We start from the raw sequence: 21,322 nt of genomic DNA, 5'->3' as shown, positions 1-21,322 counted from the left end.
CCTATTTGGTGGGAGCGGCCAGCGTTAGGAGGCCACAGCCGTAGCCGCGACCACGTCCGATGCCTTGGGTGAGGGTGCGTCGAAAAGCTTCGACGTCAGTGACTTCCAGGACCCCGGAAAAGCGGGCCTTGGCGATCCGTACGGGCCTGCCTTTGGTGCCGTCGGCCTTCTTCCGGTGAAACACGTCGGTCCAGCTTTGGATAACTGCCGGCGCTTCAAACGCGTCCCAGCGTGCGCGCTCTTCGTCGCTGACCTCGTCGTCGAGGCCTGGTGCGAGCGCAAACCCATGCGCGAGTGACTTTTTCCGAAGCCATCCCAGCTGGTGACGCGGGGAAACGTGCGCCTTGACTTTGCCCCGCTTACCTTGCTGAAACTCGCTATACGTTGGGTTGGCGACGAGTTCGAACCGCCAGCGCTGCCCTTTCATGATGCTGTCGAGGAAGCGGTTGTAGTCGGCGATCTTCGCCGGCCGGGTATCCCACCCTGCCTGTTCCACGATGGAGTCAGCGGTCGGTTTTTCGGGCCCCACGATGTAGAGCACGTGGGTGTGCTCGTGGCTATCGACGCGCCACAGCACCCGCCCTGAAGTCTCATCGAGATCCGGCGGGAACGCACTGCGTACGGCGGCGTGCATCGCTTGGGAGTCGGTGAGCAGTCTCCTGCCTTGGCGTCGGGCAGGGTTAATGAGGATCCTTGTGAATGTATTGCTCATGCCTTGATCACCGTTTCGAAGAAGACGTCGCTGTCTACCAGCGATTCAGTTCCATCGGGATTATCGATAGCGACGTCCTCTACGCGCAGAACGTCACGCCACCCGTAGCGTCGGTGCTGCGGGTCGAAGCTTATGGGCACGTCCTGTCGCCGGACTCCGCCTTGTTCTTCCTCGTCCGCATCCCGGTAGAGCGCCAAGTGGACGTGTTTTGGCGCTTCACGCTTGTGCTGTGCTGTTGCATGCCACGTAGGATGCTCGCGCAGCGCAGTTTCCGCGTCGGTGTCGACGATGCCGATCACTAGTCCTGGGTGCACCGGACATGACCTTCGGCCCATGAAGAGTGGGAATGCGGGAGCGCGTAGTGCTTCCGCGATGCCCTCCAGCAGGGCACGGTCGTCCGATTCGACAGCTACTACGAACGCAGCGTCGCTGAGGAAGTATCGGGTGATGAGCTCCGCGGATGCGTTCGGGTCGGTAAGCCAGGGCTGGGCCGTCTGATAGTCGCGCAGTAGGCTGCCTGACTGGTCAACGCGCACTCCGAGCCGGAGGCGAGTGAGGTCTTCGACTGGGTCCGTTCGACGCCGCCCCTGTGCTGCAGCGATGAGTCCGATGATGCCCGATTTCGTCGGTGTGAGCGCAGTAGCACGTATTTTGTGCCGAGACTCATCACCCCATGACTGTAGGGGCCCTTTCAGTAGGAGGAGTAGGGAGGAACTCATGCGTCATCACCTAGTGCGGTGGCAACGTCGGCTGCGACGCGTTCGCCCAGCTCCTTCAGTGTTACGCGCTCCGCGAGGCCGTCGAATGGCGCGGCGATATCGCCGAGACCGAGGACGTATTGGCTGGTGGGGACGAAGCCGTAGGTGTCCTGAATTGCGCGTGCCTCGTCGGCAAGACGTGCTGCTGCTACGTGGCGACGGTCGAGTTGCTCGGTTGCAGTCACCGCGTCTTCAAAAGCAGTGACGAGGGAGACTGGGCGGGTATCGCGGACGGTCACAAACACGAGCTCGGGGAGAGTCTGGTTGGCAAAGGTATTGATCTTGCCAGTTGGCATGGACGCGACGAATGCCTCGATGAACTGCTCGACAGCCTTAATCGTGGCATCGGTGGACTCGAGGTTTTTCTTCAGGCCGTCGACGTTGATGGTGGCGTAGCGGTAGAGGCTGGAGGACATCATCTGTACAGTGCCCAGCATCCCAGCGCCTGTTTCTTCGCCTTGTTCGGCAAGGTCGTCGACGGCGGTGTAGAAGTCGAATTCAGGTGCGGATGCGTGCACGCCGATGGCGTGCGCTACCTGGACTGCTGCGTCGACATTGAAGGATGCGTCATCCGCGACCATGCGACCGAACATAGACATGTCCACGCTGTGGTTGGTGTCCAAAATGGCTGTTGCTTCGGCCTTGGTGAACTTCTGACCGTCGCGCTCAGCAAGTTCACGGACAGCGCGGTCGATTTGCTGTGGGCTGAGGAAGATCAGGTATGTGGTTTGTGGCCACGGGTTGTGCTCGGTGTCGTCGCCCTTCTTTGGCTTCTCCACGACGGTCTTGATCTTTACAGCGCTGAAGAGCTGCTCCGTGCGCTTGATCGCGTCTTCCTGGGAGATGCCGGCAACTTTGACAAGCTGCTTAGCAATTTTTTCTGGAAGGCGCTTGGAGCGGTCGCCGATGGATTCTGGGTCGAAGTGCTCGCCGAAATACTTCCGGATTGCGCGCTTCCAGGACTGGGAGGAGACGCGCTGACGTGGGACGCCGCCGAACACGGCTGTCTTAGGGGCGCCGGTATCGTCGCGGTTGATGAGTGAAGGCGGGACTGTCTGAAGTGCGTGGATATCGATGATGAGAGACATGATTGTCCTTTCGAAAAGTAGAAGTTAGCGGATTGCGTTGTCGAGTTCTTGTGCTTCTGCCTGGGCAGAGGGCCGGAGTGTTCCGATGGCGAAGTCTCTACCCCACCGCAGCAAAACGCCGTCCCGGTACTTTGGGTTTTGGAGCGATCGGAGATCCCCGGCGAATTGCCCGTAATCAAACGGCAAGTCTTGCGAGCGAAGCAGGCTGACGAGTGAACGTAGATGGGTGATCCGTGATGGGAAATCCAGAGCAACCTGCATCGCGTCGAACCGCTGCTTTATTGAGTTGGACTCAGTTTTTCTGTAGAGCTGACCACATGCGAGTGCGAACGAATCTCCCTGCTTGTGCGCCGGTGTGCGTGCACTTTGCATGTGGACCCCGAACAGGGCGAGTGCGTAGAACGCTGCGTACTCGCTTGGGGAGGGCTTGTCAGACTTTCCCAGTTCTTGATCACTGAGTTCCGGTTGCAGCAGCATGAGCACGTCTTGGAGTGCGAGCGGGTTATGCTCCAATCCTATTGAGGCATATTTGCGCAGGTCGGCAAGCGATCCGCGGGCGCTAGCTCCTAGAGCGGTATAGGCTTGCTCTAGGTAGTGGTTCTGTAGCCGCGTCGCCGTTGCCCCTACTGCGGCGCGGAGGGTGGGTTTAGTCATGGTTTTCTCCCTGTTGTGATGTGCGGTCGGCGTTTCGCTGGGCAAGAAGCGGAAGGGCGTCGCGCAGCTTCCGAAGCAGCTGGTTATGGATGGATCCGGCGTTGATCACACGGCCTTTGCCGTCTTCAGTGCTATCGAGGCGGCCGATCATGGCTTTGGGTCCTGCTCCTCGGACGAGTTCCGCTGCAAGCTCGAGTGCGCTATCCCGGACGAGTTCCTGCCAGCGCACGCACTCGGAGGCTACGTCGTCGATGTTGAGATTCCGGAGCCACGTCATGAACTCGGGTTCGAGAAGGGCGTAGAGTCGGTCCGCCGACTTGGTGCCGAAGCTGTACTCTCCGCCTGCCGCGACCGCGAGTTGTCCTTCAAACCAGCCGAGGCAAACCGCTGTATCGCGCACCGCCTGGGCGGCCGCGCGGACACGTTGCCGGTCGGTGGTGGAATACTCATTGTTCTGCAGCAGATAGAGGGGCAGCCCGATTTCGCCGCTGATCACGGTGCCGACAGAAGAACTCTGAGGGCCGTAAGCTATGGAGACAATGGCGATGTCGAGCAGTTCTTGCTCCCCGGTCACGTCGGCAATCTCCGCCAGATTTGCGAGTGTTGCGGGTTTGATCGGGGCCAGGTTCTTTCCGCCAAACCCGGCGTCATTTTCGCTGACAAGGAGTGCATCGATCGAGTTCCACACGGTGCGCTCTGAATCGTATGGCTTCGGGTAGTACGCGGTGAGGTCTTTCTTACTCTGATTCGGGCTGTACCGGTATGGCGTCATCGGGTCGCCGAAAACATTCTTTCCTGCGTCTGGGATGCGGTCACCATTGCAGACGAGCACTCTGGTGACGCGGTCTCCCTCTGGGAAGAGCCGGATGCGTCGGGTTTGCCAGGTTGCCAAGTCAGCAGGGCCGTTCGGCATCACGCCTTCCTTGGGCGCACTGGGGTCGAACAATCGCTGGTTAGCGGTATCGGGGTCGCGTTCCCAGGCCGGTAAATCTCCGGTGGCCGTCGGGTCTACTGCTTCCTTTACCGTATTGAGCACCAGTGTTTCTTGCAGTGTGTCGCCGCGTACGACCGTTCCGCCGGTCATGCCAGCCCACCCGGTCCCGATCGGGTAGCCTTTGCCACCTGAGGCGCGCGGGTCATCTGCAGCGCCAGATTTGATACCGGAGTAATCGTAGGCGTGCTGGTGGATCAGCCACCTGGCTGCCTCCGGGAACGAAATGGAGGCGCGCCCTGCGCCGGTGCGCATGGTGAAGAAATCTGCTTCGGCGTCTGGGAGAATCCGCGAGATGGGTGAGTTTGAATTCTTGCTGGTATGCAGGTTTGCGACCTGCATGAACGGCACTTCATCGTCGATCAGATTGAAGCGGTGTTCGTATTCTTTCAGATAAGCAAGAACGATGTCATCGCGCTGGTGCTGTCTCGCCTGGTTGCGCTGTTCCTGGAACCACGACTCCCAGCGGAAACCTCGGCTTCGTCGGCCGGTGGGTACTGAACTCTTGAGGTGATGGTGGTGCGCTCGCCAGTAAATGGCAAGCAGCACTCGGAGCACCGCGTAGTCCTGTGTCGGTGAGTCGCCAACGACGCTGAGTGGCTGCTCGGTGCCGTCGAAAATTTGCTGCAAGCTGAGGACTTTGTCGCCGTCAGTCGTTGTGGTGCAGATCCACGGTTCATGTACGAGGTTGAATGTCACGTTCATCACTCCTTTCTCTCATTGTTGTGCGTATGACTACAGCGTAGCGGTGGAGGGGACACCACTACTCACCCCTTTCGAACGAGACTTCGATTCCGAGCTCGCTGCTGTAGCGAACGAGGAATCGGCCGATCCTTGTTTCGCCGTCCTCGTCGAGGGGAAGTGCGAGTTGGCCGTTGAGTAGGTAGTGCTTACTCCAGGTGACAGGGGTATTTTCCTCGAGCGCATCCATGACGATGTTGAAGTCGCTCTCGTATCGCGTCAGGCGCGCCGGGAGTCGCACAGTGCTTGATGCGAGTTGGAATGCCGTCTGATAGTCAGGCTCGGCGTCGGCAAGTACTTCCTTATCGACGCCCCATAGCCGGTACCCGTAGTCAGTCTCGATAATCGGAATCACTTCGACGGCGGGCTCCGCGTCGCGAACCTGCGCGGCGCCGGCTTCTTCCCTGTCCAGGTTCAGCACGGCCTTACTGTCCTTGAAGAATTCATTGAGTCGAGTCGAGCAGAACGGGGATGGAGTCCGGAAAGACTTCGAGCGTTCTCGCGCGTTATGCTGCCTTAGTCGACTTGCTCCAGCGGCTTCGTCCCAGATCTGCTGCATCTCGTCGGGTACTACGGTCGTGTCCAGGTCATATGTTGACTGGACGAGTTCTTCGATGTCGTCTGGCCGATGGAACGTCGTGGGCAGATGGAGCAGGGTGGAAAGAAGAATCTGGGGATCGTAAATGGCCATCGCGCCACCATCGAATTCAGGGGCTGGCATTGGCGAGAGCATGCCGCGGATAAAGATTTTCGGATCCCGTAGCAGTGGTGGCCGGTCATCGACCGGGCGACTGTGACGCTGGAGACGGCCAGCGCGCTGTACGGCGAGGTCCATCGGCGCGATGTCGGTGATCAGTACGTCGGCGTCGATGTCCAAACTCTGCTCGGCGACTTGGGTAGCAACAACAACCTTGCGGTATGGGCGACCTGCGCCACGTCGCGCGTGCGGGCCGAGTTGTTCCCGGAGTGCGTCTTCCTTTTGCGATCGTTCCCAGGCGATGAAGCCGGCGTGGTGCAGTTCGATGTCGTCCGCATACTGGGTTTTGAGCTCCCGGTACGCATCTTGGGCGCGGGCAATGGTGTTGCAGATGATAAGGGCGCAGCCGCCGTTGATAAGCAGGTTGTCGAGCGTGCCTCGAAGAGTGTCGAGTGAGTCGTCGATGTGCTCGATGGTGGCCACCATGTTGGTTGGATTTGGGGGTGGCGTGATGTACGTCGTTGCTGACTCGTCAGCGACCGTAATCAGCGGGTAGCCGTGTGGTGCTTCCTCGGGAGCCACCCCGGTGTACGCTTCGACGAGCGAGGCCCGTCGCTGGGCCGGCAGCGTCGCAGACATCATAATGACGCTCGCGCCGTAGTACGCAAGCCACTCAAGTGTGGTTTCGAGGTATTCGGAAGTGTAGGCGTCATAGGCATGAACCTCGTCGAAAATGATGACCTTTCCTGCTAGCGCGGCGTGACGCAGCATCGAAAAGCGTTGCATGAGCGACATCATTAAGACTTGGTCAATAGTGCCAACGACAATGTTTGAGAGGAGGCCGCGACGTCTCCCTCGCATCCAGCTGCTCGCGATCACATCACCGCGGTTCGACGTTTCGTCTTCGGCGATCCCGCGCGGCAGACTCATTGCTGCCCGTGAGAGCTGGTTTTTGGAGTGCGCGAGGTACAGCGACGTGACAGCGCCAACGCCTGAGGTGTTGCGCGCCCAGTCGATGGTTCGCTCCAGTAGCCCGTTCGCAGTGGCCATAGTGGGGGCCGCAAAATAGATGCCCTGTGCACCAGTCTGATCAGCGATGATGTGTGCTGCTGCAAGCGCCGCCTCAGTCTTGCCGACGCCAGTCTCCGCCTCAAGAATGAACAGCGTGGGCCGGGTTGCGCGTCGCGCAGCTTCAGCGAGTGCGCGTTGCACGTTGCGCGCATTGAAGTGTTGGGGCCAGGCGAATGATGCTCGATATAACTCGTCGATGTCACTGATCGGCGTAGTTGGATGCCACGGAGCCGTGAGATCGGTCCGCGCCATCCCCGACCGCAGCCTCTCGACCTGTCCTTTATCGACGACCATCGGAAACGCCTCAGCGTTCGACGCTATCCAGTCCGCAATGACCACCAAGCCAGTCAGGAACTGCGCAACCCCCGCCTCGGGGTCCTCGATCTTTCCGATTTTGTCTAGGACCGGTTGCGCGTGCAGCGTCGTCGTCATTGCGCTGACAATTTCGTCTTGAACGCCTAGCCATGCCGCTGGGTACTTGCTGAATTCGTTTTCAACGGCTGTCTTCTCGTCGCCTGTCGACGCGACTCCGTGGTGCGCGTCCCCTGTCGACCCAACCCAAGTAGCCATCGTTCGCGGCATGCCTTGTGTTTCCAGCCAGCGCCTCAGGATGACTCCCGAACTCCTGCCGTGCGGCATCTTCAGAAGTTCATCTTTTTCGAGGTCAAGGCCAGTATCGACAATGGCATTGATGATATGCTCGTACCCGGCTCGATCCTGAAGCTGGGTCTGGAAAGAGCGGGTAATCTTCCCCGCGTCGTGAGTGCCAGCGAGCCAAATATAAAAAGTGCGGAGCTCCTCGACGGTGATTGCTAGATGCCCCGCGATCTCGCGTTTGATGTTATCGGCGACCCATACGTCGAACACCGCAGCTGCGGCACAGGCTGCATCTACTAGATGCTGGGGAACTGAAAGATGGCCAGTCTCATCGCCGGACTTGGCCCAAAGAGACTGCGCCTGCGGGGAGCGTTTCGAGACCCACTTTTCGAACAGCTGAGCTGTCTCGAGCGTGCTTTCTGGCAGTTCGTGTCCGGGCCTCATGTTTTAATCCTTTTGTCGATGTTGCTTCAAGTTATAGCAAGTGTTTCATACCAATGCAACCCGGAACCCGCTCTAATCAGTTAACGAAAAAATACTTAACTCTTTTGAGCACGGCAGATTCAGGCACTAAATTCTAAGTATCCCCGCTTCGGCAGGGATGAGCCTTGATTGGATCGAGGCTTTAGATTCTCCCTGCGTCGGCGGGGTTATGTTCCGATCGCAAGTCGTATGTAGAATGCGGTACAGGCTCCAAAACTTGCAGCTCAGCAAGTGTGTTCCCCGCGCCTGCGGGGATGAGCCCCACCGCCCAAAAATCCAATTGCTACCGCCAGTGTGTTCCCCGCGCCTGCGGGGATGAGCCCTGTTTCATCTCGTGAAAATGTTGCCCCTGACCGTGTTCCCCGCGCCTGCGGGGATGAGCCGTCCAATGAAGAGCCGGGGCACACCACCCGCGAGTGTTCCCCGCGCCTGCGGGGATGAGCCCCCCCAATCAGCTTTCGCCTAGCCATCAGTAAAGTGTTCCCCGCGCCTGCGGGGATGAGCCGTGACCGCATGAGCAGCAATTATGACCGGTTGGGTGTTCCCCGCGCCTGCGGGGATGAGCCCATCGACAGTGGCCTCATGGGACTCGGCAACCCGTGTTCCCCGCGCCTGCGGGGATGAGCCGGCGCGGCGCGCGCTATCGAAGTTTCCCGGCCTGTGTTCCCCGCGCCTGCGGGGATGAGCCGCGCACCCTTGCCCGGTTTGAACCCCCGGTTGTGTGTTCCCCGCGCCTGCGGGGATGAGCCCCTTGACGGGCCCGATCTCGCCGTTCCATCGCAGTGTTCCCCGCGCCTGCGGGGATGAGCCCCTTGCGCCTCACACACAGCGCATCTCGAAGCCGTGTTCCCCGCGCCTGCGGGGATGAGCCGTCTCCTTCCATCATGGGGCGCGCCGGGGAGAAGTGTTCCCCGCGCCTGCGGGGATGAGCCCATCACCCGTGGACGATGCCGGGCAAGCACTGGGTGTTCCCCGCGCCTGCGGGGATGAGCCGGATACGCGGGTGGCGGAGCATGTCGAGAAGCTGTGTTCCCCGCGCCTGCGGGGATGAGCCCGACGCCTCAGCAACCGACCCAGAACCAGGCCGGTGTTCCCCGCGCCTGCGGGGATGAGCCCCCCAACCCGCCACCTCACGGACGGCGAGGTCTGTGTTCCCCGCGCCTGCGGGGATGAGCCCCGGGTGCCATCGGACAATTCAGTCCAGTGCTCGTGTTCCCCGCGCCTGCGGGGATGAGCCTCAGCTGGGAACCGAGTTTGATAAGGCGAAGCTGTGTTCCCCGCGCCTGCGGGGATGAGCCCACTGGCCAAAGGCATGCGCGTAATCGTGACGGGTGTTCCCCGCGCCTGCGGGGATGAGCCCGGCTCCCCCGCCCGAATCAGGCGACCCATTGCGTGCTCCCCGCGCCTGCGGGGATGAGCCGTTTGGCAGGTCAATTAGCGACTATCTTTTGAGGTGCTCCCCGCGCCTGCGGGGATGAGCCCACTGCCTCGTCGATACCGCCGTGCGCGAGGTGGTGCTCCCCGCGCCTGCGGGGATGAGCCTGAACCGTGCACGACTGTAAAACTCAACCCCGCGTGCTCCCCGCGACTGGGAAAACTTCGGGAACACCCCCACCGTGCTCCCCGCGCCTGCGGGGATGAGCCCCACTACCGAAAAGGAGCCGACCGCCGATGTCCGTGCTCCCCGCGCCTGCGGGGATGAGCCCCACGGAGGAACAGCGCATGAAATGCAAACGGCGTGCTCCCCGCGCCTGCGGGGATGAGCCCCACTCTTTCGCTTGTTTGCATTGCCAGCACGCGTGCTCCCCGCGCCTGCGGGGATGAGCCCATCTCGAAGCCACGAATCAAATCCCGAAGCTCGTGCTCCCCGCGCCTGCGGGGATGAGCCCACGAGGGCGTCCTTAAACGGAACCTCGAGTGCGTGCTCCCCGCGCCTGCGGGGATGAGCCCTCACGCGCCCACGCCTCAAACGTCAACGCCCCGTGCTCCCCGCGCCTGCGGGGATGAGCCGCTGAAGATGAAGGAGGTGACGGGACGTGATTGGTGCTCCCCGCGCCTGCGGGGATGAGCCCCTCATTGGGGTTCGAGGCCATTGATTTTTGCGGTGCTCCCCGCGCCTGCGGGGATGAGCCCAGCTCCTCGTCGAATTCCACCGGGTGAATTTCGTGCTCCCCGCGCCTGCGGGGATGAGCCCGTGAACAAGGCTGTTGCCGCTTCCGGGGCGCTGTGCTCCCCGCGCCTGCGGGGATGAGCCGGCGGGCACCGACCGTGTGGCCCGTAACGGTCTGTGCTCCCCACGCCTGCGGGGATGAGCCCATCAATAACGCTTTCGTAGGTGCACCACCGATGTGCTCCCCGCGCTCGCGGGGATGAGCCCGACCCTTCGCGGGCCGCATAACGGCGCACTCGGTGCTCCCCGCGCTCGCGGGGATGAGCCCAACACTGTTTGGATCGGGATGCCTGGTGCGCCGTGCGCCCCCGAGCGGGTGGGAAAGAGCCACATAGTGTGTTCTTTTCTGAGGCTTTGTGACGAGGTCTTTAACGCTCCATGTGCTTGCGGGGATGAGCTCGTTGAGTCTCGACGCAATACGTTTTCAAGGGTGTTCCCTGCGTTTGTGCGGTGGTCCGGTCTTTTGGCAGTTTATAGAATCCATGCACTTTCTGCCGTAGCACGCCATTCGCTGGGAAAATCCAGGGCGAATTGTCTTATCGAAGGGGAGCTTGGTTGCCTAATCAACCACGATCTACCGACGCCCTCTCCTTGGATCGAATTCACTTGTTGTAGGCCGATCCAGATAGATCCATCCGGATATACCTTCGGTCACGACACGTCCACCTCAACAAAAAGGGCAGGCCCTCACGAAAGTGAGGGCCTGTGACCTGTATTGTACGGGCGTTTTCCCGTTTCACTCTCGCCAGTATACGGCCTATCCGTTTCGTATCCAACACTAACCATCGACCAGCAAAATAGTTCCCGCGCTCGGGAACCATTTTGCGTTTCAGACCCGCTCCCGTCGACCAGTACCTACGTTTCTCCAGGTCACGACGCCTGTCTACGAAGAAAGTTCCCAAGACCCGTAGGTCCGGGGAACAATTCTGGAGCGGCGGGGTGGGTCAGACAGCCAGACAGCCAGACCGGGAGAAGCCTTCAAAAGCCAAAAGCCATCAAAACCCGCTAACCTCAAGCCCAACACCACCCACCCCCAACCAAAACAGCCCGCGCCGTACCGTAGTACCGCGCGGGCTGCCCCACCATGGGCCCCACCAGGCCCTTTAGGTTCGGGCCCCACCAGACCCGAAAGGAGGTCGTCACGCTGTTGCTGTCATCAGAGCCAAGCAATGTGACAGGCAATGGTGACTGACCGCGTTCCATGGTACCCGGTTGGCGCGGTGGGGGCGAAGTGGGCGTCGGAAAGCGAAAAGTGGGACGCAAGCAAAAACGCAATTCTGTTCACAAAATCTCGAGCAAACTCATCATCACTACCTGTCCCCCCAAAAAATGACGCCTACAATCAAACTTTCCAATTCCACAATCTGTAAAGGACCGCCCATGGACCTCGTAAGGCTCCTGCGCAGGCACGCGCGCCCATACCGCGGCGCGATGCTCGCGGTGGTGTTGCTGCAGGCAATCACGACTGCGGCGACGCTCTACTTGCCCAGCCTGAACGCAAAAATTATCGACGAAGGCGTCTCCCAAGGTGACGTTCCCTTCATCTGGCGCACCGGTGGCGTGATGCTGGCCGTGGCGTTTGTGCAGGTGATCGCGGCGTGTGCGGCGGTGTGGTTCGGTTCTAGGGCTTCGATGGGCACGGGTCGCGATATCCGCGAGGAGGTGTTTGGTCGGGTGTCGCGGTTCTCGGCGGAGGACATGTCGCACTTCGGATCGGCGACGCTGATTACGCGCGGGACGAATGACGTGCAGCAGGTCCAGCAGGTGTTCTTGATGTTCTTGAACTTTATGGTGGCGGTGCCGATCATGATGGTCGGCGGCGTGGTCATGGCGGTTCGGGAGGATCCGGGGATGAGTTGGCTGGTCGCGGTTTCTGTTCTTGTGTTGGCGGTGGTTGTGGCGGCGCTGATCGGCCTGCTGCTGCCGTTGTTCCGCTCGATGCAGTCGAAGATTGACCGTATTAATGGCGTGCTCCGCGAGCAGATCGCGGGCGTGCGCGTGGTCCGCGCGTTTACGCGGGAGGAGTTCGAGTCCGAGCGTTTCGACGCCGCCAACGCCGACCTCACGCGGTTGAGTCTGCGGATCGGCAATTTGTTTGTGATGATGTTCCCGCTGATCATGCTGATCCTGAACCTGGCGACGGCGGCGGTCCTCTGGTTCGGCGGCCACCGTGTGGATGCGGGTGAGGTGCAGGTCGGGTTGTTGACGGCGTTCTTGCAGTACCTCCTACAAATCCTCGCCGCGGTGATGATGGGCGCGTTCATGGCGATGATGCTCCCGCGCGCCCTGGTGTGCGCCACCCGCATTACGGAGGTGCTGAAGCACGAGCCGTCGCTGACCGAGCCACACACCAGCGCAGCCAGCGACCCGACAGACAGCACCGTCTCTTTCGAGGACGTGACCTTCACGTACCCGGGCGCGGAGGAGCCGGTGTTGGACGGCATTTCCTTCCAGGCCAACCCTGGCGAAACGACCGCGATTATCGGCTCGACGGGCTCGGGCAAGTCGACGTTGTTGGGGTTGATTCCGCGCCTCTACGCGCCGACGGGCGGTCGGGTGCTGGTTGGTGGTCGGGATGTGGCGTCGTTACGCCGTGGGCAGCTGGTGGATGCGGTGGCGATGGTGCCGCAGAAGCCGTATTTGTTCTCGGGGACGGTGGCGTCGAATTTGCGTGTGGCCAGCCCGGATGCGACGGATGAGCAGCTGTGGCGGGCGCTCGAGATCGCGCAGGCCACCTTCGTGGATGACTTGGAGATGCCGATTTCCCAGGGCGGCACGAACGTGTCCGGCGGGCAGCGCCAGCGCCTCTGCATCGCGCGTGCGATCGTGGAGCGGCGTGGCGTCCTCCTGTTCGACGACTCCTTCTCCGCGCTCGACATGACCACGGACGCGCGGCTGCGCACAGCGCTCGCCGAGCACGTCGCCGAGGCGACGGTGATCGTGGTGGCGCAGCGTGTCAGCTCGATCCAGAACGCGGACCAGATCCTGGTGCTTGACGCCGGCCGTATCGTGGCCCGCGGCACCCACGATGAGCTGCTACAGTCTTCGCCGACGTATCAGGAAATTGTCCGTTCCCAGCAGACTGTGGAGGCAAAATAATGGCCGCACATCAAAGCAAGGACCACGTCGAACTCACCGACGAGGAAATCCAGAAGCTCGAGGGCTCCATGGACGGCCACTTCGGCGGCGCCCCGCGCTCCGCGAAGAACTTCTGGCCGTCGGCGAAGCGGCTGGTCGGTCTGCTGGCCCCGCACAAGGCGTTGTTTGCCCTGGTGGTGGCGCTGGTGTGCGTGTCCGTCGGGCTGAATGTGTACGCCCCGCGCGTGATGGGCCACGCGATGGACGTCATCTTTTCGGGCGCGATCGGCGCCCACTTGCCTGGCCGCGCGACCCAGGAGCAGGTGATTGAGGGCCTGCGCGCGGGCGGCCAGGACACCTTCGCGGACATGCTGTCCGGGATGGATGTGGCCCCTGGTGTGGGCGTCGATTTCTCGCGCCTCGGCGAGCTGATCCTGGCGGTGCTGGCGCTGTACGTCGGCGCCAGCCTGCTGATGTGGCTGCAGGGTTTCTTGCTGAACCGCATGGTCATGCGCGAGATTTACCGCCTGCGCGCCCAGGTGGAGGCGAAGCTGAACCGGGTGCCGCTGAGCTACTTTGACCGCGGCCAGCGCGGTGATATCCTGTCGCGCACCACGAACGACGTCGATAATGTGCAGCAGACGTTGCAGCAGGCGCTGTCGCAGGCGTTGCAGTCGGTGCTGATGGTGTTGGGCATCATGGCGATGATGTTTACGGTGTCGTGGCAGCTCACCCTCCTCGCCCTCGTCTCGATTCCGCTCACGGGCCTGGTGGTTGGGGTGATCGGCAAGCGGTCGCAGCGTCACTTCAAGCAGCAGTGGCGCGCAACGGGCCAGCTCAACGGGCACATCGAGGAGTCTTTCTCGGGCCACGAGGTGCTCACGCTCTTCGGCCGCCAGGACGCCTCCCAAGAAATTTTCGACGCCCGCAACCACGACCTCTACACCGCCTCCGCCTCCGCGCAGTTCCTTTCCGGGCTCATGATGCCGATCATGCAGTTCATCTCCTACCTGTCCTACGTCCTCATCGCGGTTTTCGGTGGCCTGAAGGTCGCCAACGGTTCGCTCACGCTCGGCGCGGCGACGGCGTTCATCCAGTATTCGCGCCAGTTCAACCAGCCGCTCGGGGAGCTCGGCGGTATGGCTCAGATGGTGCAAAGCGGCGTCGCGTCCGCCGAGCGCGTCTTCGAGTTCCTCGACGCCCCCGAGGAACCCCGCGAGTCACACACCAGCCCGAAGCGCGCCTCCGGGCACGTCCAATTTATCGACGTCCACTTCTCCTACACCGACACTCCCCTCATCCAGGACCTCAACCTGGAGGTGCAGCCGGGCCAGAAGGTCGCCATCGTCGGGCCGACCGGCGCCGGCAAAACCACCCTGGTCAACCTGTTGATGCGCTTCTACGACATCGACTCGGGTCAGATTCTCCTTGATGGCGTCGATACGCAGTCGATGTTGCGCCAGGACTTGCGCAGCCAGGTCGGCATGGTGCTTCAGGACGCCACCCTCTTCGAAGGCACCATCCTGGAAAACATCCGCTACGGCCGCCTCGACGCCACCGACGAGGACGTGATCGCCGCCGCCAAAGCCACCCTTGTCGACCGCTTCGTGCACACCCTCCCCGACGGCTACCACACCGTCATCGACCAGGACGGCGGCGCCCTCTCCGCCGGCGAACGCCAACTGATCACCATTGCGCGCGCCTTCGTGTCGAAGCCGTCCCTGCTCATCCTCGACGAAGCCACCTCCAGCGTGGACACCCGCACCGAGCTGATGGTGCAGCACGCCATGGCCGCCCTCCAGGCCGACCGCACCAGCTTCGTCATCGCCCACCGGCTCTCCACCATCCGCGACGCCGACCTCATCCTGGTCATGCAGGACGGCCACATCGTCGAACAAGGCGACCACGCCTCCCTCCTTGCCCGCCGCGGCGCCTACTGGGAGCTCAACCAGGCCGGCTTCGCCGAGGACTAGGCCCCTCGGTGGGCCCGCTGAGGCCCCGCTGAGGCCCCGTGCGCACCACATTCCCTCCCGTACCCCCGCCGACCTGGGCTTTTCCAAACCCGGCTGCCGAAAAACCAGGAATCTGGTGCGCGTGTCCCCCGCCCAGACACCACATTCCCGTTTTCCGCCAGACCCCCTCGGCGTTTCCCCAGGTCGTCAACACCACGAGAGGGAATTTGGTGCACTCCCCCTCACCCCAGTGCCAAAGGACGCAACCCCCTTTTCGCGACCTGGGCTTTTACCCCTTCATCCAACAGGAATTGCGTCCTCTGGCACTGGTACCCCAACCTCGAACATAGTCTCGCCTAATACGCCTGCCGTGTCGGGTCCCGTTCGTATCCTGATACTTGCAACCCCCGATGGCCCCCAACAACCACCAGAGAAAGGAACCCATCATGGATCAGTCATTACGCGCGCGGGCCCGAGGCGCCATGTACGGCCAGATCATTGGCGATAACCTCGGCGCGCTAGTCGAGTTCTCTTCCCCCGCGCAGATTCGCTCCCGGTTCCCGGATGGCGTCCGCGAACTCACTGGCGGCGGCCCGTTCAATGTCGCGCCGGGCCAGGCCACTGATGATTCGGAGCTGGCGCTGGCGCTTGCCCGCAGCATGGTGCGCTGCGGCGGGTATGAAGAAAAGGACGTGTTCGAGTCGTATGTGCGGTGGGCGGCGTCGTTCCCGCCGGATATCGGCAATACGTGTGCGGCTGCGCTTCGGCCACCGTTTGCGCCGAATGCGGCTAGCAAGTCGAATGGTGCGTTGATGCGGGTCAGCCCGATCGGCATCGCGTACGCGCACGACCCGCAGCTCGCCGGCGACCACGCCCGCACCGACGCTCGCCTCACCCACCCCAACGAGTACCCGGTGGCCATCAACGGTATGTATTGTGAGGCGCTCGCCCGCACGATCAGTGGCCAGGATCCTTGCGAGGCGCTGCTCGCGGCGGCTGGGGATGAGGCGTCGACAATTAGGGAGTTCATACAGTACCTTCCCGTGGATGTTTATAGCCAGCAGATGGGGTACGTGCAGTTCGCCTGGAATATTGTGTGCTATTTCGTCGCGAACGGTGTCTCCTTCGAGGAGGACCTCGTCGCGATTGTCGGGATGGGCGGCGACACGGACACAAACGCCGCGATTGCCGGCGCGTTCCTGGGTGCGGTGTACGGGGAGGAGGGGATTCCTCGCAGGTGGCGCCACATTATCGACGCCTACTCCACCCACAACGCGAACCGCCCCGAGGAGTTTTCCGTCGAGGACGCCCTCGAACTGGTGGACGCCCTCCTCTCCTAGGCGCGCACCACATTCCCTCGCCAGCCCCCAGCGACCTGGGCTTTTTCAAACCCGGCTGCCAGAATCCAGGAATTTGGTGCATTGCCAATCCTCGCGTACACCACATTCCTTGATTCCAGAAAAGCCTTCGGCGTTTCCCCAGGTCGCCAACGCCACGAGGGAGAATTTGGTGCACTCCCCCTCGCCTCAGTGCCAAAGCACGCAACCCCATTTTCACGACCTGGGCTTTTATCCCCTCCCCCAGCAGGAATTGCGTCCTTTGTCACTCGCACTCGCTGACGCGACACCACATTCCCTCACCGACTCCCAGCGACCTGGGCTTTTCCAAACCCGGCTGCCGAAAACCAGGAATTTGGTGTGTGCACCCCCAAAAACCAAGCCCCTATTCGTCCGGGTTCCGGATCTCCACGTAGTCGGGGTCATGCCAGTCGACGTTGACGTTGTCCTTGGTGTCCAACCCCTGGTCGGCGAGTTCGGGCACCTTGGCGAAGATGTTGCGGCGGGCGCGGCCGGCGCGCAGTTGGCGTTCGACGCGTTGGGCGAGGACGGTGAGTCCCCAGTTGATGAGGATCATGATAATGGCCACGACGGCCAGCGATGCCAGGAAGTTCTGGTTGGCGGATGCGCTTTGGATGCCGGAGCGGACGACTTCGACGTAGCCGATCTGGTAGCCGAGTGCGGAGTCTTTGAGCGCGATGATCATTTGGGCGATCAGGGCTGGCAGCATGGCGGCGATGGCTTGGGGCAGCAGGATGGTCCGCATGGTTTGCGGGTAGGTGAGGCCGAGTGCTTCGGCGGCTTCGGTTTGGCCTTTGGGGAGGCTTTTGATGCCGGAGCGGAGGATTTCGGCGATGACGGACCCGTTGTACATGGTGAGCCCGAAGACGACGGCGGCGAACGCCAGGTGCTTTGGCGGGGCGAGGTGGTAGATGGCGAAGAGTTGGTAGGCGAAGATCATGAGGAGGAGCACTGGGATGGCTCGGAAGATCTCGACGATGACGCCACACACCCAACGAACAAAACGATTGCGGGACAGCCTGCCGAGGCCGAGGAGGATGCCGACGGCCAGCGCGAGCAGGATGGATGCCACCGCGGCTTTGAGGGTGCCCATGAGGCCGGGGAGGATGTAGGTGGTCCAGGTTTGGGAGTTGAGGAACGGAGTCCATTTCGCGGCGGCGAGTTGTCCGTTGGCCTGCAGTTTCCAGAAGACCCATGCGGCAATGCCGAGGCAGACGGCGAGGCTGATGCCGGTGAGGATGCGGTTGGTGCGGCGGCCGTTGGGGCCGGGGACGTCGTAAAGTACTGTTGCGCGGACGCTCATTATTTTTTCACCGCCATGCGTTCGGAGAGGGCGCCAAGGGCGAGGCCGGTTGGCAGGGTGAGGATGATGAAGCCGAGTGCGAAGATCCCGAAGATGGGGAAGAGCATGTTGGCGTGGTTTTCGATGGTGGATTTCATCAGGAGGGATGCTTCGGCGACACCGATTGCGGATGCGATGGTGGTGTTTTTCGTCAGCGCGATGAGCGTGTTGCCGAGCGGTACGATGGCTGCGCGGACGGCTTGGGGGAAGATGATGTTGCTGAATGTTTGGCCGAAGCTGAGTCCGAGGGATCGGGCGGCTTCGGCTTGCCCGAAGTGGACGGTGTTGATGCCGGAGCGCAGCGATTCCGCGACGAACGCCGAGGTGTAAATGATGAACCCGAGTACGGCGAGGCGGAAGTTGTTGTCTACCAGGAACGTCGCGGACTCTCTATCAGCGAGGGTGATGCCGAGGTTTTGGTAGAGCCCGAAGGAGCAGAAGATGATGATGAGGGTCAGGGGTGTGTTGCGCACGACGTTGATGTAGAACGTCGACATCGCGCGCAGCACGGGGATGGGTGCGACTCGCATCGCGGTGAGGATCGTGCCCACAATCATGGAGCCGATTGCGGAGTAGATGGTGAGCTTGATGGTCAGCCAGAAGGCTGCCAAGAGCTGCGGGCCCAGGTCGGACCAGAGTGTGGACATGATGTTCCTGCCTTAGGGGGTCTTACTGTTCGATGAAGGAGAGGTCGCCAGGGGTGCCGGCGTCGACTGCGTCGTCGCCGCCAAGGTTCTTATCGACGAGGGCGTCGAACTCACCGGACGTTTGCAGTTCTTTGAGTGCGTTGTTGATGGCGTCGGTGCCTGCGGTGTCGCCCTTTGCCAGGCCGATGCCGTAGTACTCGTCGGTGAATGGCTTGCCGTCCTTGGTCATTTCGACGACCTTGAAGTCGCCTGGGGTTTGGGCGGAGTAGCCGAGCAGGATGGTGGCGTCGGTGGTCATGGCGTCGATGTTGCCCTGGCGGAGTGCTTCAACGCAGGAGGAGTAGGTGTCGTACTCCTGGAGCTGCACGCCTGGAAGGGCGTCCTTGACCTTCTGGGCTGGGGTGGAGCCGGTGACGGAGCAGAGGATCTTGCCGTCGAGGTCTTCGAGGCCCTTGATGTCGGTGTTGTCGTTGCTGACGAGGAGCGCCTGGTGGGTGACCAGGTATGGTCCGCCGAAGTTGACGGATTCGGAGCGGCCCTTGTTGATGGAGTAGGTCGCCGCGATGGCGCCGACCTCGCCGTTTTGGATGAGGGTTTCGCGCTGTGCGGATGGGCTTTCGCGCCAGGTGATGGTCGGTTCTGCCCAGCCGTTCGCCTTCGCGATGTGGTTGACCACGTACGTCGCCACGTCGACGTCGAGGCCGGACATGGTGCCGTCCGGGTTGCGCAGGCCGAGGCCCGGCTGGTCATACTTGGTGCCCAGGGTGACCTGGCCGGATTCGATCTGGCCGAGGAGGTCGGTGCCTTCACCGGCACCGCCGCCACAGGCGACGAGGGTTGCGGCAGCAGCGGAGAGCGCGGCGGTGAGTGCGGCGTAACGGATGTTCATGGTGTTGTCCTTTCGGTTAGTGGGCCAGGATTTTGGCCAGGAAGTCTTTCGCCCTGTCGGTCTTCGGGTTGGTGAAGAACTCTTCGGGTGTGGCGTCTTCGATGATCGCGCCGTCTGCCATGAAGATGATGCGGTCGGCGACGCGCCGGGCGAAGCCCATTTCGTGTGTGACCACGAGCATCGTCATCCCCTCGTTGGCGAGGTTGGCCATGACATCAAGCACTTCATTGACCATTTCGGGGTCGAGGGCGGAGGTGGGCTCGTCGAAAAGCATGACTTTGGGTGACATGGCGAGCGCCCGCGCAATCGCGACGCGCTGCTGCTGCCCACCCGACAGTTGCGCCGGGTACTTGTCCGCCTGATTCGCGATGCCCACGCGGTCCAGCAGCTCAATCGCCCGCTTCTCGACGTCCCCCTTCCCCTGCTTCCGCACCTTCAACGGACCAAGCGTCACGTTGTCCTTGATGGTCAGGTGCGGGAACAAGTTGAAGGATTGGAACACCATCCCGACGTCCGCCCGCAACTTCGCAAGGGCCTTGCCCTCCTCCGGCAGCGGGACTCCGTCGATGGTGATGGTGCCTTCGTCAATCGTTTCGAGCCTGTTGATCGTGCGGCACAGCGTCGACTTCCCCGACCCCGACGGCCCGAGCACCACCACTACCTGGCCCTTCGGCACAGTAAGGTTGATGTCTCGAAGCGCGTGGTAGTCGCCGAAGTGCTTCTGTACGCCCGCTAGGTCAATCATGGCTTCACTGGAGCTATTGCCCGACCCACTCTGGGCAGTGAATGTGCTGTGTGTCATATCGGGCAGGTTAGTGGCCTGGCCCACACTTTGTATAGTTCTCGGGTGCTTTTCGCCCGAAAGTTCACCCCCACTGCCTGAACTGCGCGCCTACTTCCCTTCCGGTTCGCAGCCGACCTGAGCTTTTGATCTCACCCCCACGAGGAATTGCGTCCTTTGGCACTCACTCCCCTGTCGCGCGCACCACATTCCCTCCCGTACCCCCGCCGACCTAGGCTTTTCCAAACCTGGCCGCCGAAAAACCAGGAATCTGGTGCGCGTGTCCCCCGCCCAGACACCACATTCCCGTTTTCCGCCAGACCCCCTCGGCGTTTCCCCAGGTCGCCAACTCCACGAGGGGGAATTTGGTGCGCTCCCCCTCACCCCAGTGCCAAAGCACGCAACCCCCTTTTCACGACCTGGGCTTTTGCCCTCACCCCCACCAGGAATTGCGTCCTTTGGCACTGGCACCCCCGATGGGACACCACATTCCCTCCCGCGCCCTAGCTGACCTGGTCTTTTCCAAACCCGCCTGCGAAAATCCTGGAATTTGGTGCGCGCCCCCTAGGCTTCTAGCCCAAGCGCATAAAAAATGGGCGACCCACATGGGTCGCCCACATCTATCGGTGAGATGCTTCTTAGAAAGGAAGCGCGTCGCGCACTGCTGGTGGCAGCATCGGTGCAACCTGTGGCAGGGCCACTGCGATCAGGGCGATCAGCGCGAGAACGGAGCCACCAGCTACGGCACCGATGCCATAGTTGTTCAGCTTGCCGTCAATGGAGCTGAGGGTGGACTCGATCTTGGAGCTGGATGGGGAGAGGTCCTTGCCAGCTGCGCAAGCGCGAAGTGCTGGGGCGGTGGCGTTCAGGGTGGCGAGCTTTGCGTCGATCTCCTTGAACTTCTTGTCGGCGTCTTCCTGCTTGATCTTCTTGTCCTTGAGCTGTGCCTCGACCTCAGCGCGCTCCTTGACCAGTTTGGCCGAAGCCTCGATGTCCTTCTTCAGCTGTGCGTCAGCCTCAGCCTTGGTGAATTCCTTCGTTTCGGCCTTGTCGCCTTCCTTGGCAACCGGGTAGGTGATCTTGCACTTGGTCTCCTGTGGCTGGTTGTCAGCTGCCTGTGCTGGAGCGGCCAGGCCACCAGCGATGACTGCCGAAGCAACTGCGGCGGTGATGATCTTCTTCATGTGAACCTCTTTTCAGGGGTAAGAAATAAGGGGCTTTAGGTGAACTACCTAGCTCGAAAATATATTGAATCCCCACTATTCGGGAAACAGTTTTTCGATAAATGTTTGGAGTTCATCCCCTAACTACCC

14 protein-coding genes and 2 CRISPR repeat arrays are annotated in these 21,322 nt (G+C 61.6%); of the genes, 3 read left to right on the top strand and 11 right to left on the bottom strand.

Annotated elements, in window-relative coordinates; translation table 11 throughout:
* Position 1 precedes the first annotated feature (1 nt).
* The 6 genes from cas6e to cas3 are packed head-to-tail and all read right to left on the bottom strand — an operon-like array spanning position 2 to position 7,753.
* On the bottom strand, positions 2–712 hold the full coding sequence (cas6e, locus tag R0V12_RS05960; RefSeq protein WP_320072301.1) for a type I-E CRISPR-associated protein Cas6/Cse3/CasE: 711 nt from the start codon (positions 710–712) through the stop codon (positions 2–4).
* The gene (gene cas5e / locus R0V12_RS05955) at positions 709–1,431 is read right to left on the bottom strand and encodes a type I-E CRISPR-associated protein Cas5/CasD (protein WP_320072300.1); all 723 of its coding nucleotides are present in this window, start codon (positions 1,429–1,431) and stop codon (positions 709–711) included. Before cas5e ends, cas6e begins: the two co-directional genes overlap by 4 nt.
* On the bottom strand, positions 1,428–2,558 hold the full coding sequence (cas7e, locus tag R0V12_RS05950; protein ID WP_320072299.1) for a type I-E CRISPR-associated protein Cas7/Cse4/CasC: 1,131 nt from the start codon (positions 2,556–2,558) through the stop codon (positions 1,428–1,430). Before cas7e ends, cas5e begins: the two co-directional genes overlap by 4 nt.
* Positions 2,559–2,582: 24 nt before the next feature.
* Positions 2,583–3,212 carry a type I-E CRISPR-associated protein Cse2/CasB gene (gene casB, locus R0V12_RS05945; protein ID WP_320072298.1) on the bottom strand — a complete coding sequence of 210 codons (630 nt, stop codon included), beginning with the start codon at positions 3,210–3,212 and terminating at the stop codon, positions 2,583–2,585.
* Entirely contained in the window at positions 3,205–4,908 is a 1,704-nt protein-coding gene (gene casA, locus R0V12_RS05940) for a type I-E CRISPR-associated protein Cse1/CasA (RefSeq protein WP_320072297.1), read from the bottom strand. The genes casB and casA overlap by 8 nt, the downstream gene beginning before the upstream one ends.
* Positions 4,909–4,966: 58 nt before the next feature.
* Positions 4,967–7,753, bottom strand: coding sequence for a CRISPR-associated helicase Cas3' (cas3, locus tag R0V12_RS05935; protein ID WP_320072296.1), 2,787 nt, complete (start codon positions 7,751–7,753; stop codon positions 4,967–4,969).
* 272 nt (positions 7,754–8,025) lie between these two features.
* Positions 8,026–9,334: a CRISPR direct-repeat array (repeat unit 28 nt; unit sequence GTGTTCCCCGCGCCTGCGGGGATGAGCC).
* Between the two features lie 73 nt (positions 9,335–9,407).
* Positions 9,408–10,229: a CRISPR direct-repeat array (repeat unit 28 nt).
* Between the two features lie 1,113 nt (positions 10,230–11,342).
* Between cas3 and R0V12_RS05930 the strand changes: the two genes are divergently transcribed.
* The 3 genes from R0V12_RS05930 (at position 11,343) to R0V12_RS05920 (ending at position 16,332) form a co-directional block, all read left to right on the top strand.
* Positions 11,343–13,061 (top strand): ABC transporter ATP-binding protein, encoded by a 1,719-nt coding sequence (locus R0V12_RS05930; RefSeq protein ID WP_320072295.1) that lies wholly within the window; start codon positions 11,343–11,345, stop codon positions 13,059–13,061.
* A complete protein-coding gene (locus R0V12_RS05925; protein ID WP_320072294.1) occupies positions 13,061–15,013 on the top strand; it encodes an ABC transporter ATP-binding protein in 1,953 nt (650 codons plus the stop codon). The genes R0V12_RS05930 and R0V12_RS05925 overlap by 1 nt, the downstream gene beginning before the upstream one ends.
* 425 nt (positions 15,014–15,438) lie before the next feature.
* Positions 15,439–16,332, top strand: a complete 894-nt coding sequence (locus R0V12_RS05920) for an ADP-ribosylglycohydrolase family protein (protein WP_320072293.1) — start codon at positions 15,439–15,441, stop codon at positions 16,330–16,332.
* A gap of 382 nt (positions 16,333–16,714) precedes the next feature.
* On the opposite strand, the gene R0V12_RS05915 is transcribed toward R0V12_RS05920, so the two are convergent.
* The 5 genes from R0V12_RS05915 to R0V12_RS05895 form a co-directional block, all read right to left on the bottom strand.
* The gene (locus R0V12_RS05915; RefSeq protein ID WP_070975415.1) at positions 16,715–17,653 is read right to left on the bottom strand and encodes an amino acid ABC transporter permease; all 939 of its coding nucleotides are present in this window, start codon (positions 17,651–17,653) and stop codon (positions 16,715–16,717) included.
* Positions 17,653–18,339, bottom strand: a complete 687-nt coding sequence (gene gluC / locus R0V12_RS05910) for a glutamate ABC transporter permease GluC (RefSeq protein ID WP_320072292.1) — start codon at positions 18,337–18,339, stop codon at positions 17,653–17,655. The genes R0V12_RS05915 and gluC overlap by 1 nt, the downstream gene beginning before the upstream one ends.
* A gap of 22 nt (positions 18,340–18,361) precedes the next feature.
* A complete protein-coding gene (locus tag R0V12_RS05905) occupies positions 18,362–19,228 on the bottom strand; it encodes a glutamate ABC transporter substrate-binding protein (RefSeq protein WP_070361657.1) in 867 nt (288 codons plus the stop codon).
* Between the two features lie 16 nt (positions 19,229–19,244).
* Positions 19,245–19,973 (bottom strand): glutamate ABC transporter ATP-binding protein GluA, encoded by a 729-nt coding sequence (gene gluA / locus R0V12_RS05900; RefSeq protein ID WP_070361658.1) that lies wholly within the window; start codon positions 19,971–19,973, stop codon positions 19,245–19,247.
* Between the two features lie 674 nt (positions 19,974–20,647).
* Positions 20,648–21,193: a hypothetical protein gene (locus tag R0V12_RS05895; RefSeq protein WP_070361659.1), complete on the bottom strand. Its 546-nt coding sequence runs from the start codon at positions 21,191–21,193 to the stop codon at positions 20,648–20,650.
* Positions 21,194–21,322: the final 129 nt, after the last annotated feature.

This window comes from Corynebacterium sp. UMB2355A (assembly GCF_033877495.1).
In the GTDB taxonomy this organism is placed as follows: Bacteria; Actinomycetota; Actinomycetes; order Mycobacteriales; family Mycobacteriaceae; genus Corynebacterium; species Corynebacterium pseudogenitalium.
This window is presented reverse-complemented; position numbering and strand designations above follow the sequence as displayed.